The following is a 16,040-nucleotide window of genomic DNA, read 5'->3' as shown; positions in this document are numbered from 1 at the left end:
ACAATTTTAATATATCGCTGATTAACTAATAGGTTATCAAACTGATAGGATAAGTAAACAATTGAGCACCTCAATTCATTTTTTATGAATCTTTCAATCATATGCAAGGCTTTTTTTTATCCTATTCACCAGAGTAAACTGATTAGCAGCTCTATCTAAATTATGATTGGCATATTTAATCTTATAGTATTGATCACCATTTAAATAATCGGTAAGAAACCTCAAACCCATAATAAAAGTGATGGTCGGTGGAGCCAGATCTAGCAAGTCCTTCTCTTTCTCACTTAAAATTCCATCTAATTCATTTATAAAAGCCCCTTTGTAAGATTTATAATACTCCAAATTAAAAGTCACTTTATCCAAATCCGTTTCATCCTCAGTACTATTACTACATATGGTACGAACCGAATCTCCAAAATCATAGTGTATGATGCCCGGCATTAAAGTATCCCAATCTATCACTGCTAAAGCTTTATCATTATTATCGAATAGTATATTACTGAGCTTGGTATCGTTATGAGTAACGCGTAATGGAATCTCACCTTGCTCATGCAGCCTTTGCAGCTTTTGCATTTCTTCTCTACTAGTCAGAACTTGTTGAATCCACTCTGCAGCTATTTTAATTCTATGCTGACGCATCGGTACAGCATCGTACCGATCCTCTCCTGCTCCATCCAAAGCTTCGTCAAACTGCTGATACCTAAACGACATTTTATGGAAATCGGGAATGATTTCATAAAGATCAGCGGCATCAAAATCATCTAATGCGCGGATAAATGCTGCAAATGCATATCCCGCTTCAGCAGCCTGTTCTTTATTTTCTGTTTTTTCAAGGACCTTAGAATCAGGAATAAAATTCATCATATTCCAGTAAAATCCTTCCTCGTCTTGATAATAGTATTGGTTTTTTAAAGTAGGATAAAAATGGAGGAGGCTTTGGTGAAAATCACATTTGTGTGCTAAATGTTGTGATACATTCACTTTATTATTCATCAGCTCTGGAATATTAGGAAAAACGAGATGATTGAGTTTTTGGAGTACATAAGATTTCAAATCTGTTTCTATGAGATAAGTATCATTAATATGTCCTGAAACCAGAGTTTGATAATCTTTGAACTCACCATCAGCAGTGAAGTTTTGATATATGTTTTTCAGCTTTTGTTTTTCCATGAGCAAATCTAATTATTTATGGATAATTAAATGTGAATCATGGAATATTATTAATGGGGAGGAAGAATATAGCTCTACGATTTACAGTTTTATCATACCTACTAACACTATTAATTCCACAGTTCAGGAGAACTGTGTTACTAGTAATCAAAAACTGTTTGCTGATAAGTAGAAGTAACGCGGCTCTCCTGAGCTGCGATTTTTCCAAACCAATTAAAACCATCTATTCTACAGTTCGGGAGAAATGTGTTACTGCTAATCAAAAACTTTTTGCTGATAACTAGAAGTAACGCGGCTCTCCTGAGCTGCCGTTTTTACAAGACTAATAACATCATCTATTGCACAGTTCAGGAGAACTGTGTTACCCTTAATCAAAAACTGTTTGCTGATAACTAGAATTAACGCGGCTCTCCTGAGCTGCCGTTTTTACAAGCCTTTTAATACTACTAAATTACACAGTTCAGGAGAACTGGGGTTTAACATATTCATAATCAAAATATAAGGCACAGCTCAGGAGAGCTGTGTTACGTATTCTAAAAAAAATGCCTAAGCTTTTCAGAAAAGGTCATTTTGAGGCTTGTGAACCGACCAAAGGGAGCTCACGAACACAGTAAAATATTTAACTGTGAGTAACTTTGAAAACAATAAGTTTACTTTTCGTAAATGTTTGTTATCAGCTCAAGCGTAACGAAAAAATTGATTTTTTGTGACAAACTTTAAAACAATCTCTCAGGATATTTTCCTGCTTTTATCAAATCCCGAATACTCTCCACCACCACTGGTCTGTCTTCTTGATAAGTCACACCAAACCAAGCTGCATCCGATTCTAAGACTTTAGTTTTGGCTATGCCCTCCTCTATCATCTCATTTACTGCAGTAGGGATATAAAATTCTGCTTTGAGCTGGTCTTTATTTTTTTGTATAAACTTGGTGAAACGAGTATTTAACTGACCAAAAAACTGAGGAGTAAAACCCCAAAAGTTCATGGAAACTAAAGTATTTTCATCTAGTTTAATTTGCTCTTTTTCCTCATTTTTAAAAAAGATACCATCGGCTTTCTTTTCAATATGAGTTCTTTCCACCACATCAATTAAATAAGCATTTTCATCGCTACTGCACTGTCCACGACTCACATATCCATTATCCGATAAGGTATTCTTTAAATTATAACCCACCATACAATTGTCATTGGCATTGGGGTCTAATTCACCAAAATATTTAGCAATGGTTTCATAGGCTTCACGTCCATAGAAATCATCGGCATTAATTACTGCAAAATTTTCTTTAATCACATCAGCAGCCATTAAAACGGCGTGTCCGGTACCATAAGGTTTCTGACGATCTGGATTTGGTGTTATTCCTTCAGGAAGTTTATCCAACTCTTGAAAAACATATGCTACTTCTATTTTTCCATCCAATTTATTTCCAATAAACTCACGGAAATCGGTTTCTATGCTTTTTCGTATCACAAAAACTACTTTTCCAAAACCAGCTTGAATGGCATCGTAGATACTATAATCGATAATGGCTTCGCCACCAGGGCCAACTTTATCTAATTGTTTTAATCCGCCATAACGGCTTCCAATTCCTGCTGCGAGAATTAATAGGGTAGGTTTATTCATTTGTTTTGTTTTTCAAATTAAAAGGGCAAAAGTAGGGAAAAAGGGAATATGTGAAAGCTATTTTTTATGTTTCACATTATCAGGATTTTGGTGGAAATCCCACAAAGATATAATCTCAATAGAATGATTTTTAAGCCTATAGAAAATACCAAACCTTCCTTCAATTAAAACTCTTACATTAGATGTTTTGGTTTGTATTCCAAGTTTTGGGTAAGAGCTTAATAATTTAACAGAAGAGCGAATATCAGAATTTAATTTTTTACTGTAGGTTTTATTACCATTTCTTTCAAAATAATAGTTCAGAATTTCGAATAAATCAATCTTTGAACTTGCTGACCAAATTATTCTTCTAACCATTGATCAACATCTTTTTCAAGCTGTTCATTAGTAATGTAATTACCAATGTTCAATTCTTTCAATCCTTGTTCAATTTTATATTCCTGTTCTACATTAGTAAGATAGAGTGTTGAATCTGTTTTTAAATCAATAATATTTTTTATTGCTGCTAAGAATGATTTATCATCTATACCAGCAATTTGATGTATCAAAATATTTTTTAGATCTATAGTATTCATTTTCTAATATTTATACAAAAGTAAGTATTTTTATAGCTAAAATCAATTTTCAATAAAAGCAAAGTTTTAAATTATTTTTTACAATTTTTCAAAAACTCTTCCACTTCCTTCCAAACCAATTCATGTCCAACTTTCTCTGACCATAAAGCTCTAGACCCATGAAATCCTTCTTCCTGAGGTAAATAGAAATACTTTTCGCCTGGAACAGCATTGTAAATAACTCGCCAATACTCCTCTTCATTTTTCGCAGAAGTGATAAACACTGGGCATTTCACTTGAGCTGCAAAAGAACTAATCGTTTCACCACTAATCTCAAAATATTCTCCAGGAGAAAATGCCAAAACTGCTTTGATATCTTCAGGATATTGGCTGGCCATATAAAAAGTTAAAGCAGAAGAATAGGAAGAACCCCAAATGATGATGTCTTGAGCTTTCAATTCTGATTTTACATACTCAAGTGTGGCTTTTAAATCGGGAATAGCATTTACGTATTTGGTTTCTTTGCCTTGTTTTTCGGCTGCTAAATGCGTTTGATTAATCACTCCATTTACTTCTTTACCAGAACGTTGATCGGTAGCTATACAATTAAAACCTAATGCATTGAGCTTAGGTGCAATACTTCTATACTCTCCCCTACTAAATCCTGCCTGATGATGAAGAATAATCCAAGGTGCAGCATCGTCTATTTTATAAAGATCAGCTGTAATTTCAATACCATCCTCCGATGGAAATTTAATGGTTTCTGTTTGAGCAAATGTGCTCATTACAAAAACACTAAAAACAATAATTAGTATATTTTTCATCTTGATATTTTCTTTCAAAGGTAAATATTAATCGAACTACTTTCTTTTCAATATTCGAATAGGTCCTTGTTCATATTGCACGCTCCAAACTTGTGCTTTTAAAAGCTCCTCTGTTTTCCTTTTAAAAGCATCTTTATCTAGAGGATAGGGGTCTTCTTCATAGGAAAAAATTACATACTCAGCATCCGCTATCATCGGAAATTGATAAATATAATCTCTTAAAGCCAAATGGGGTAAAAAAGGTGATTGAGCTGAAACTACAGCATTTTCAGGAATATAATTCAACTGTTCGTGCAAAACTTTTACATTAAAATCTCTGGAATAATGATCCGCTTTATAGATTCTTATTTGTGCTCTTCCTAAATGAACAATGGGATTATCCATCACTCTAAAAGTAATACCTAAATTGGCAATCACTAAGGAATAAAGTAATACTTTTCTCCATTTATCACTCTTGATTTCATTGATAATCATAAAAATTCCAATGACCATAATCACTGCAAATTCAATACTATATTGTCCATTGGTGCTCCAGATGATATATTTATCGTGAAACATTTTCTGAAAGAAAATAGGAATCAACATTAAAATATATTGAGGCTTTTTAAAGAGCAGAAAAAATCCAGAAATAAATAAATAAATATGGAATTCAAGTTTAATGAAATCGGCATCAGGGTCTCCAATATGATTCACAAATAAGGTTTGAATACTCTCTAGAGGATGGCTCAACAAGAAGACTAGGGCTTCTTTGGAATTTGTGCCTAAAAAGGAATAATGAAAATGTGGATAAGAGTTATTATTAGCAAAGGCGGGCATAATGAAGCCAGTCACTAAAACAAAATAAAAAGCACTAAACAGGAAAAATCCCAGTAGCCTATTTCTCATTTTAAAATCTTTCCAATATTCAATTACCAATCCTAAACAGATAAAAGCCATCCAAAGCGGAATATTTTCTTTACTGATTAAAATGAAAATCATGAGCATAAAGCTCCATCCTATTTTTCTCTTTTTAATGGCATAAAAAAACCAAGGAACTATAGTTGCCGCCACCACATTAGAATGATAGTCGAAAGCTAAAGCAGTAAAAACTCCAAAAAAACTAAAATACCAAATCAATGCTGAAATGGCAATGGAGGGTTTATATTCCTCATCGGAGAAATATTTATATATGCCCCATCCTCCAAAAAGAATAGAAAGTATTTGAATAATAAGTAGAGTATAGGTCCCAAAAAGGAGAGAAAAAGGAGCAAAGAGAATCAAATAAATATCGAAATGATCAGCCAATAGGTTCTCTGAAATAGGTTTAAAAACTCTACTGTCGTTAAATTGAAAATGCATATAATCATAAAGAGCGTTTGTATAAGCTCCTAAATCGAGCGCAAAAGTTCTGAAATGATAATGATTGACTAGGGATAATATGCTATAGATAAAAGCAAAAAAGAGCAGAACAATAACAAAATTTCTATGTTTACATTTTAACATTCTTGCCGAATTATCTCATTAAATCAATCCCATCTCACGACTTATATCCAACATCTTATTAATAGGTTTTTCAGCTCTTTTCATCACATCTTCAGGAAGTTCAATTTGAGGAGTCTCATTTTTAAGACAGAGGTATAATTTCTCTAAAGTATTCAATTTCATATAAGGACAGTCGTTACAGTTACAAGTCTCATCCTTAGGAACCACCATAAATTCTTTTTCTGGAGCATCTTTTTGCATCTGATGTAAAATACCAGTTTCACTAGCTACAATAAACTTCTTAGCATTCGATTTTTTGGTATATTTCAACATAGCTGTAGTAGATCCTATCATATCGGCTAATGCCAATACTGGTCCATCACATTCAGGATGAGCCACCAATTCAGCATCTGGATGTTCCATCTTTAATTTGATAATGGCCTCAGTGCTTAGAATATCATGCACTTCGCAAGTTCCATCCCATAATACCATTTCACGACCCGTTTTGTTGTTAATATATCCTCCCAAATTTTTGTCGGGAGCAAATATGATTTTCTGATCTTTGGGGAATGATTCTACGATTTGAACAGCGTTGCCACTGGTGACTATCACATCGGAAAGTTCCTTGATTCCTGAACTACAATTGATGTAAGAAAGTACGATATGATCAGGATATTGATCTCTAAATTTTTTAAAATCCACTGGAGGGCAACTATCCGCCAATGAACATCCGGCTTCCAAATCTGGCAACAAAACCATTTTATTTGGATTCAAAATTTTGGCAGTTTCAGCCATAAAGTGAACTCCAGCAAATACAATAAGCTCAGCATCAGTGCTTGCAGCTTTTTGAGCCAATCCCAAACTATCACCGATATAATCGGCAATATCCTGAATTTCAGGAATTTGATAATAGTGAGCCAGGATGATTGCGTTTTTTTCCTTTTTGAGTTTCGCTATTTCGCTGATATAATCCATCGTTCAAATCTTTTGTTTTGTTGCAATGCAAATTTAGATAAAGCTTTCAATCTTCCTCAAAAAAATTATCAGTTTTAAACATCATCAATATTTATATATTATCTTATTTTAAATTTTAAGTTATTTAATAATAATATAGGAGGCTGTTAATATCGTTATAACTTTCTGTCAAAAAATTAGATTTTTCCGAATGATGCCATTTTTCACCTTTTTTGAACAATAGAATAGACTTAAATATCAGATTTTTGAAGGTCTTATTAACATCCTGTTGAAAAAACAAATGTGTACATTTATTTTGGTGAAAACAGGAAATCTGATGTTAATTTCAAGTTAAGAAGCTATGAAAACTTCTGAAAACTTTTCGCATTTTAACGTAACCCTAGCTTTCTTGTTCATAAGCTCCATCTTATCATATTTAATGAACAAGTCATCAACATGATTTCAACAATAATTGTTAATAGCCCTATAATCCTTTATTAACAAGTGTTGATAAGCTATTCAAAATGGTAGTTTGTAATAGATTAACATGTTGAAAAAGCATATATTATTACTCATTTTACACTATAAATCCCAAAAATTCCTAAATATTGATGTTTATGCATAAAAAGGGCATTTGGTGGTATCGAACATGATTGGTTTTGTTATTTTTGCATCTTATATAAAGAAAGATTATGCAAACTTGGTTTAGTTGTAAGGTAAAGTACCAGAAAATTGATGAGCACGGAAAACAAGTACGTGCCAGTGAAACATATTTAGTAGAAGCCATTAATTTTACTGAAGCAGAAACTCGTATTTACGAGATTATGGAGCAGTATGGTAGTGGTGATATCGTAGTAGCAGGAATATCTAAGACCAATTTCTCTGAAATTGTAAACTATGAGGATGGTCAATATTGGTATAAAGCTAAAGTAACTTGGGAAGATTTTGATGAAAAATCTGCTAAAGTTAGTAAAGTAACGAATCACTTTTTGGTAGCTGCTAATAGTGTAAAACAAACTTTTGATCGTGTAGAGGAGAATTTGGAGTCTATGATGGTTCCGTTTGAGATTCCTAGTATAGCTTTAAGTTCTATTTTAGATGTATTCCCATTATTTGGTGAAGAAGAGGAACAAGTGATTCCAGATAATTTGAAACCATTAAGTGATTTTGAAGGAGAAGCTCCAAAAACAAATATAAAAGAAGAATCAACAGATACTGATGAAGAAGCTTCGGAAGAACCGGCTGAATAATTTTACAAATTCCTGAAAATTGAGCATCAATAATTATGAAATTATCATAAAGAAACTGGATGCCTTTATAAATAAGTATTATAAGAATCTTATTATTAAAGGCTTTTTGTATTTGTTTCTGATTTCATTGAGTATCTTCATTATCCTAGCTGTTAGTGAGTATTTTTTGCATTTCTCGGTGCAAACTCGTACCATATTGGTATACTCTTATTTACTGATATTTATTGGTGTTTTTGTCTATTTTGTCTTGCTTCCGGCATTAGCCCTCCTCAGAATTTATCGTCATATTAATTATCAGGATGCTTCTAAAATTATTGGAAAGCATTTCCCTGAAATTAGAGATAAGCTTAGTAATGTTCTTCAATTACAAGAATTGGGGAATATCGATAAAAATCAAAGACTATTAATAGAAGCTGGTATTTCTCAGAAAGCGGAAAAAATTAAACCTTTTCCATTACTTAAAGCTGTTGATTTTCGTAGTAATTTAAAATATGGGAAATATCTACTTATTCCTTTAACTATCATTTTATTCACTTGGCTTATTCAACCAAAATATGTGGAGGAACCCACAAAACGCTTGGTGCAGTATGAACAAGAATTTGAAAGACAATGGCCTTTTAAAATTGAGATTGTTAATGAGGAATTAAGTGCTTTTCAAAAGGAAGATTTCGAACTCAAAGTTCAAATAATAGGAGAAGAATGGCCCGATCGCCTTTTTATCAATTATCAGAATAGTAGATATCTATTCACTAAAAAAAGTGGAAATGTATTTGTGTACACTTTTAAGAATTTGAGGAATTCCATTGATTTTTATATTTCCGATGCCTATGAGTTTCAAACCAAGAATTATCAATTAGAAGTTTTTCCAAAAGCCGTTTTTAATCATTTAGAGATAAAAATTTTTCCACCAGCTTATACTCAATTACCAAATAGAGTGGAGAAAAATATTAATGATTTGCGTGTTCCTGTTGGAAGTGTTTTACAATATCATATTAAAACAGCTCATAGTGATAGCCTTCTCTTTATTCAGAATACTGTATTTCATAAATATCAGGTTGAGGATAATCTATTTATTATTAGTGATACAATAGATGAAACTAAAAATTATAGACTTTATTCTTCTAATCAATATTTAGATAAAAGCGATAGTCTTTCCTGGTTGGTGCAAATGCTTCCCGATGAATATCCACGTATTCAAGTGGAAACTGTTGAAGATAGTTTGAATACTAAATTGCTTTATTTCAATGGAATGATTGATGACGATTATGGTTTTTCTTCCTTGAGTCTCTATATAGAAAAAGGAGAAGAAAAAATTCGTCAGAATGTAAGTATCAATGCCAATACTAAACCTCAACGTTTCTACTTTTATTTGGATTTAGAGGAAGTCAATCAAGAAAAAGGATTAGATATCACCTATTATTTTAGTGTTTCTGATAATGACAGATGGAATGGACCAAAATCAGCTCGTTCCCAAAAACAAGTTTATCATTTCGATAGTCAAGATGAGTTGATAGAAAAACGTAATCAAAACTCTGATAGCCTGAAAAATGAGTTGAGCAATAATCTGGAGGAATGGAAAGACCTTCAGAATAGAATTAAAGACTTTAAAAAAGAATTAATAGATAAGGAACTCATGAGTTGGGAAGATCGCAAGAAAATGGAAGATCTACTCAAGGAACAGGAAGAACTACAAAAGAAGATTGAGGATTTCCAGAAGCAGAGTAAAGATATTAGTGAACAAAATGAAGATTTGGAGAAAAACCAGAGGATTTTAGATAAGCAAGAACAACTTCAGGAGCTTTTTGAACAGGTGATGGACGAAGAGACTAAAAAGAAGATGGAGGAGCTCAGGAAGATGCTGGAGGAGATGAATAAAGAGAACAGTCAGGAGTTGCTAGACCAGATGGAATTAAATTCAGAAGATCTAGAAGAGCAGCTGGACAGGAACTTGGAATTGTTTAAACAATTGGAGTTCGAGATGCGAATGGAAGAAAGTATTGAAGAGCTAAAAAAATTGTCCGAAGAACAAAAGAAACTAGCTGAAGAAACCAAAGACAGTAAAAAAGATGATGCGGATAAACTTCAGCAAAAACAAGACAGTATAAATAATGCCTTTGAGGATATCAAAAAGGAATTGTCGAAATTAGATAGTTTGAATAAAAGCCTAGAGGAGCCCAACTCTTTGGACATGAAAAAAGAAGAACAAGCAAAGATTGACAGTTTACAACAAGAAGCACAAGAACAATTAGAAGACAAGAAGATGGATGATGCTTCTGAAAAGCAAGAAGAAGCAGCAGAGGAAATGAAAGAAATGGCCGAAGGCATGCAGATGGAGATGGAGGCTAATGCCATGGAAGAAATGGGAGAGGATATGGAAACCCTTCGAGAGATTCTCGACCAACTCATTAAACTCAGTTTTACCCAAGAAGATATTATGGATACGCTTTTGGCCATGGAGGATATGGATCCCAGTTATAATGGCTTAGTTAGAAGACAATTTGGTATGGAATCTAAACTCCAAGGTGTAAGAGATAGTTTGTCTGCATTGGCAAAAAGACAGCCCGCTGTTCAACCTTTTATCCTCAAAGAATTCAATAAAATAGATTATAGATTACAATCTACCACCGATTTTTTAGAAGCGCATCAAGTAGATCAGGCTTTAAAAGATCAACAATTCATTATGACTTCCTTCAATCAACTGGCATTAATGCTATCTGAAGCCATGGAGCAAATGGAGCAGATGATGAATAGCATGATGAAGGGAAATTCTAGTGGAAAATCTAAAAGTTGTCCAAAACCAGGTTCAGGTAATCCTAGTGCTAAAAGTATGAAGCAAATGCAGCAGCAGCTCAATAATCAAATGAAAGAGATGCAAAAGCAAATGAAAGATGGAAAAAAGCCAGGTAAAAAAGGAGATAAGGGTAAACAAGGACAAGGGCAAGGTATGAGTGAGCAATTTGCTCGCATGGCTGCCGAACAAGCTAAAATCCGTAGAATGATGGAGGATTACCAAAATCAAATGATGGAAGAGACGGGTGGTAAGCCTTCTGGACTCGATGGGCTATTGAAGGAGATGGAAGAAACAGAGAAGGATTTGGTAAATAAGATGATTTCTCAGGAGACTTTAAAGCGTCAACAAAATATTATGACACGCCTTTTAAAGTCGGAAAAAGCTGAACGTCAGAGGGAGAAAGAACAGGAGCGAAAGAGCGATGAAGGAAAAAACATTAAAAGAAGTAACCCTAAAGAATTTTTAAAGTATAAGGAGATTAAAGAAAAAGATTTAAATTTGATGAAAACTATTCCGCTGGACTTTAACCAATACTATAAAAAGAAAGTGGACGAATATTTTTATAAGTTTGATAATACTGATGATGATGATGTTGAGAAGTAAAGAATTAATAATTAAATCCGATTTATCCGAATTGCATAAGTTAGAAGAATTTGTGGAGCAAATCTCCGATGTTTATAATGTAAATTCTACTTACTATTCTAATATTTTGGTGGCTTTAAACGAAGCTGTAACCAATAGTATTATTCATGGGAATAAAGAGAATGAGGAATCTGAGGTTCGAGTGTTATTCGAATCAAAAAATAAAGGACTTTTCTTTAGTGTAAAAGATGATGGTCCTGGTTTCGATTTTACAAATTACCCTGATCCTACTGATATTAGCATAGAGAATTACGAAGACATTGGGCATGGGCTTTATTTAATGAAGAGTCTAAGTGATGTAATCGAATATAACGAAGAGGATAAAAGCGTTGAATTAGGCTTTAAGATAAGCAGTATCAATAAAGAATTGGCAGTTTCAAGGGTGAATTCATTACAGGCCTATTTTAGTACTGCTAATCAATCTGTAAAAGCTTAATACTTGGCTCTATTTTTTCAAAATATATATCCTAACAAGAATATACCTATTCATAAATTGACTTCCTCATGGCTTTTAAAAGCTATTGAGGAAGAAAATTATGTATTAGGCAAATTGACGTATACATTTCTCACTGACGTAGACCTGCATAAAATTAATGTGGAGTTTTTAGATCATGATACTTTTACCGATATTATTACTTTCGACTATAATAGAGGAAATATGATTATAGGTGAAATATATATGAGCATTGATAGAATTAAAGAAAATTCTGTGAAGAATAATGTGACTTTTGCCCAGGAGTTTGATAGAATTCTAATACATGGTTTACTCCATTTATTGGGTTATAAAGATAAAGATCCTGACGATAAGATCTTAATGACCCAAAAAGAAGATTATTACCTATCTTTGCAGCCGCAAAAATAAATCTATCCCATAAGAGAGAGTATAAAGCTTCCCTTAATGTAGTTTTAATTTAGAAAATAACTTTATAAACGTAAAAGACAGGTTTCACGTGGAACAAAAATACGAGATGTTTCCTATATACGATCTTATTGTAGTTGGTGCTGGTCATGCTGGTTCTGAGGCTGCAGCTGCTGCTGCAAATTTGGGTTCGAAGACTTTGCTCATCACAATGGATTTAAATAAGATTGCACAAATGAGTTGTAATCCTGCAATGGGAGGTGTTGCAAAAGGTCAAATCGTTCGCGAAATTGATGCTTTAGGTGGATATAGTGGTATTGTAACCGATAAAAGTATGATTCAATTTAGAATGTTGAATCGTAGTAAAGGTCCTGCTATGTGGAGTCCAAGAGCACAAAGTGATAGAATGCGTTTTTCCGAAGAATGGAGAAAGATGTTAGAAGAAACCGAAAACCTCGATTTTTGGCAAGATAAAGTCTATGAATTGATGATTGAAGATAATAAGGTCATTGGAGTTAAAACGCAAATGGGTCAAGAAATTCGGGCCAAATCTGTAGTTTTAACCAATGGAACTTTTCTCAATGGAAAAATGTTTATAGGAGAGAAAGTTCTGCATGGTGGGAGAATGGGCGAGAAGGGAAGTACCGGAATTACAGAACAACTCGTTGAGCTTGGTTTTCGCTCTGATAGAATGAAGACAGGGACTCCTGTTAGAGTGGATGGTAGAAGTATAGATTATTCTAAATTGGAAGAGCAAGCTGGGGACGAAGTCCCAGGTAAGTTTTCTTATTTGGATACTCCTAAATTGGAAAAACAACGCTCGTGTTATTTGGCATATACCAACCTTTCCGTTCATAATACTTTAAGAACAGGTTTTGAATTTTCTCCTATGTTTACAGGAAGAATTGGAGGAATTGGTCCTAGATATTGTCCCAGTATTGAGGATAAAATAGATAGGTTTAGTGGTAAAGATTCCCATCAATTATTTGTGGAGCCAGAAGGTTGGAATTCTATAGAATATTATATCAATGGATTTTCAAGTTCTTTGCCAGATGATGTTCAATTGAAAGCTTTGAGAGAAATACCAGGTTTTGAAAATGCAAAAATATTTCGTCCTGGTTATGCCATAGAATACGATTTCTTCCCACCAGAGCAATTAAATTATACCTTAGAAACAAAACTGATAGAAGGTTTATATTTCGCTGGTCAGATTAATGGAACTACGGGATATGAGGAGGCAGCTGCTCAAGGTATGATGGCAGGTATTAATGCCCATCTTAAAGTCTATGGGAAAGATGAATTTGTACTGGGTAGAAGTGATGCTTATATTGGTGTTTTAATAGATGATTTGATAACAAAAGGAGTTGATGAGCCTTATCGCATGTTTACTTCAAGAGCTGAATACAGAATTCTTTTGAGACAAGATAATGCTGATTTTCGTTTGACAGAGAAGTCATATAAAATAGGTTTAGCATCCGAAGAGCGTTACCAGAGAATGCTGAGAAAGAAAGACACTGTTGAACAAATTATTAAATATTTAGGCAAAACAAGTGGATTGCCTGAAGAATTGAACGAGTATTTAATAGCTAATAAAAGCCAAGGATTAAAACAGAAAACTCGTTTTGCTCAAATATTAACACGTCCTCAAGTATATTTAAGAGGTTTAATTGAGTATTCTACTTCACTTGAAACCTATCTGAATAGTATAGAATATTATGATGATGAGATATTAGATGAGGTGGAAATTCTAATCAAATATGAGCGTTATATTGAAAAGGAAAGTGAGATTGCAGACAAACTTAAGAAATTTGAAAATATCCCATTGAGCAAGGATTTTGACTACGATAAACTTTTATCTTTGTCATTCGAAGCAAGAGAGAAATTAAAGAAATTACAACCTGCTTCCATCGGACAAGCTAGTAGAGTGAGTGGTGTGAGTCCTGCAGATATTAGTGTTTTATTAGTTTATTTAGGAAGATAAAAATCAAGTTTCACGTGGAACATCAAACAGAGATTTTAAAGAAATGCCCAGTATGTGGTTCAATAAAGTTGCAAAAAGCCTTTAAAACCAAGGATTATTTTCTCACTCAAGAGGAATTTGGCATTTGTATGTGTAAGAAATGTGGTTTCCATTTCACCAATCCACGTCCAACAAAACAAGCTTTAGCTCCCTATTATAAGAGCGACAAATATATTTCTCATAGCAATTCTAATCAAGGATTATTCGGGTTTCTATATCAGCAAGTGAGGAATTATACCCTCGGTAAGAAATATGAATTGGTTTCTAATATCAAAAAAGATGGAGAATCTATTTTGGATATTGGATGTGCTACCGGTCAATTTCTCAATGAATTTAAGAAGAGAGGATGGCATTGTGTAGGCATCGAGCCAGATAAAGAAGCTGCGGATTATGCAAAGAAAACCTACGACTTAAAAGTATTTGGAGAAGAAAAACTGGATGAATTACCTTCAGATTCTTTCGATGTGATTTCCATGTGGCATGTTTTGGAACATGTGAGCGATCTTTCTAAAAGGATGGAAGAGCTTAAAAGATTAATAAAAGCCAATGGGACTGTTTTTATCGCCTTGCCAAATCTGGATTCTTGGGATGCCCACCATTATGAAAAGTATTGGGCCGGTTTAGATGTTCCTCGTCATCTTTATCATTTCAAAAAAGAAAACGTAGAATTGCTTTTTAATAACCATGGTTTTAAAATGCATCGAATCGATCCTATGAAATTTGATTCTTATTATGTGAGCCTCCTCTCTGAAAAATACAAAAAGAATCCACTTCGATTATTTTCTGCTTTTTTCAAAGGGGCTTACTCCAATTTGAAAGCAGGCAAGAATCCTCCCAATCATTCCAGTTTATTGTATATTCTTAAGCCAAGAGTGGTTTAGGAGTCGATAATCAGCTGAAATTTGCTTTTTCGCTCATAATTAGGCTCTATTTGCTTCTTGTGCTTCTCTAGTATTACTATATTGATTTTTCGAGAAAAGCGCTTAAATCAAAACATGTTTGTAAGTGATTGAAATATAGAATATCCAATAGGGCTTTTTAGCATAAAATAACTGGTTTTTATATTTTTTGTAGAGAATTGTGTATTCTTGATTTTTTTATTTGGTCTAAAAAGTCAACTGAGCTAATTGAATTGAATAATGCGAAAATAAAAAAAACGGTAATTGTTAAGCTAGCTACTTCAATAAGTTCACTCACTATATTTATTTCTTGGGTTAAAAAACTCTTAAACCTGAAATGATCAATTCATTTTTCTTATTTTTGAGGAAACCTTAAAACAAATTTTATGAAAAAGTATTCTATTATTCTCACTGCTGTATTTTTTGGCTTTCTGTTTTATAATTTTACATGCCTAAATGTACAAGATGGTAGTATCGTACCTGTTAAAGGAGAATTAAATATGCCTGCCGATGTTAAAGCTATTGTAGATAATTCTTGTTATGGATGCCATCACACGGATTCTAAAAATGAAAAAGGTAAGAAAAAACTTAATTTTGATAGTTTTGGTAGTGATTATTCTGCCATTAAAAGCAGTGGCAAATTAAAAGAAATAGCCAAGGTAACTATGGATGGTGATATGCCACCCTCAAAGTTTTTAGAACATTATCCTGAAAAAGCCCTAGATGATAATCAAAGAGCACTTATAAACGACTGGTTTCGTATAGAAGCAAAGAAGTATCAGGAAAAATAGAAAATACGCTTAGAAGCTTTGTTTGTGCTTGGAAATATACATTGTGCTTGTGTGAAGGATCTATAAGATGAAGGATCTAGTACTGCTTTTTTGGTCACTGAGTTTGTTGAAGTGAGCTCAAGAAATGCATTTTATGTCGTTATTTCAACTGGCTCAATGAACTAATAGTTGCCTTTAAACATCTATTTGAAAAATAAAAAAGC

General features: G+C 33.3%; 14 protein-coding genes. 7 read left to right on the top strand and 7 right to left on the bottom strand.

The window, feature by feature from the left end; genetic code table 11:
- Window positions 1-93 precede the first annotated feature (93 nt).
- From HNS38_RS08805 to nadA, 7 genes are all read right to left on the bottom strand, one after another.
- Window positions 94-1,170 carry an aminoglycoside phosphotransferase family protein gene (locus HNS38_RS08805; RefSeq protein ID WP_172282558.1) on the bottom strand — a complete coding sequence of 359 codons (1,077 nt, stop codon included), beginning with the start codon at window positions 1,168-1,170 and terminating at the stop codon, window positions 94-96.
- Window positions 1,171-1,886: 716 nt separating this feature from the next.
- Window positions 1,887-2,792 (bottom strand): sugar phosphate nucleotidyltransferase, encoded by a 906-nt coding sequence (locus HNS38_RS08800; protein WP_172346318.1) that lies wholly within the window; start codon window positions 2,790-2,792, stop codon window positions 1,887-1,889.
- Window positions 2,793-2,849: 57 nt separating this feature from the next.
- Entirely contained in the window at window positions 2,850-3,149 is a 300-nt protein-coding gene (locus HNS38_RS08795) for a type II toxin-antitoxin system RelE/ParE family toxin (RefSeq protein WP_172282554.1), read from the bottom strand.
- A complete protein-coding gene (locus HNS38_RS08790; protein ID WP_172282552.1) occupies window positions 3,134-3,367 on the bottom strand; it encodes a hypothetical protein in 234 nt (77 codons plus the stop codon). Before HNS38_RS08790 ends, HNS38_RS08795 begins: the two co-directional genes overlap by 16 nt.
- Window positions 3,368-3,438: 71 nt before the next feature.
- Window positions 3,439-4,170, bottom strand: a complete 732-nt coding sequence (locus HNS38_RS08785) for an alpha/beta hydrolase (protein WP_172282550.1) — start codon at window positions 4,168-4,170, stop codon at window positions 3,439-3,441.
- A gap of 36 nt (window positions 4,171-4,206) precedes the next feature.
- The gene (locus HNS38_RS08780; protein WP_172346317.1) at window positions 4,207-5,652 is read right to left on the bottom strand and encodes a DUF2079 domain-containing protein; all 1,446 of its coding nucleotides are present in this window, start codon (window positions 5,650-5,652) and stop codon (window positions 4,207-4,209) included.
- 18 nt (window positions 5,653-5,670) lie between these two features.
- Window positions 5,671-6,606 carry a quinolinate synthase NadA gene (nadA, locus tag HNS38_RS08775; protein ID WP_172282546.1) on the bottom strand — a complete coding sequence of 312 codons (936 nt, stop codon included), beginning with the start codon at window positions 6,604-6,606 and terminating at the stop codon, window positions 5,671-5,673.
- A gap of 671 nt (window positions 6,607-7,277) precedes the next feature.
- Between nadA and HNS38_RS08770 the strand changes: the two genes are divergently transcribed.
- The 7 genes from HNS38_RS08770 (at window position 7,278) to HNS38_RS08740 (ending at window position 15,837) form a co-directional block, all read left to right on the top strand.
- Entirely contained in the window at window positions 7,278-7,835 is a 558-nt protein-coding gene (locus HNS38_RS08770; RefSeq protein ID WP_172282544.1) for a DUF4494 domain-containing protein, read from the top strand.
- Window positions 7,836-7,854: 19 nt separating this feature from the next.
- Window positions 7,855-11,229 carry a DUF4175 family protein gene (locus HNS38_RS08765; protein ID WP_172346316.1) on the top strand — a complete coding sequence of 1,125 codons (3,375 nt, stop codon included), beginning with the start codon at window positions 7,855-7,857 and terminating at the stop codon, window positions 11,227-11,229.
- A complete protein-coding gene (locus HNS38_RS08760; RefSeq protein ID WP_172282539.1) occupies window positions 11,213-11,704 on the top strand; it encodes an ATP-binding protein in 492 nt (163 codons plus the stop codon). Before HNS38_RS08765 ends, HNS38_RS08760 begins: the two co-directional genes overlap by 17 nt.
- A 3-nt stretch (window positions 11,705-11,707) precedes the next feature.
- Complete coding sequence (gene ybeY, locus HNS38_RS08755; protein WP_216663674.1) at window positions 11,708-12,130, top strand: rRNA maturation RNase YbeY; 423 nt, start codon at window positions 11,708-11,710, stop codon at window positions 12,128-12,130.
- Window positions 12,131-12,236: 106 nt separating this feature from the next.
- The gene (mnmG, locus tag HNS38_RS08750) at window positions 12,237-14,108 is read left to right on the top strand and encodes a tRNA uridine-5-carboxymethylaminomethyl(34) synthesis enzyme MnmG (RefSeq protein ID WP_172282537.1); all 1,872 of its coding nucleotides are present in this window, start codon (window positions 12,237-12,239) and stop codon (window positions 14,106-14,108) included.
- 14 nt (window positions 14,109-14,122) lie between these two features.
- Window positions 14,123-15,028, top strand: coding sequence for a methyltransferase domain-containing protein (locus HNS38_RS08745; protein WP_172282535.1), 906 nt, complete (start codon window positions 14,123-14,125; stop codon window positions 15,026-15,028).
- Between the two features lie 404 nt (window positions 15,029-15,432).
- Window positions 15,433-15,837 carry a heme-binding domain-containing protein gene (locus HNS38_RS08740; protein ID WP_172282533.1) on the top strand — a complete coding sequence of 135 codons (405 nt, stop codon included), beginning with the start codon at window positions 15,433-15,435 and terminating at the stop codon, window positions 15,835-15,837.
- Window positions 15,838-16,040: the final 203 nt, after the last annotated feature.

Source organism: Lentimicrobium sp. L6, assembly GCF_013166655.1.
Lineage (GTDB): Bacteria > Bacteroidota > Bacteroidia > Bacteroidales > UBA12170 > UBA12170.
This window is presented reverse-complemented; position numbering and strand designations above follow the sequence as displayed.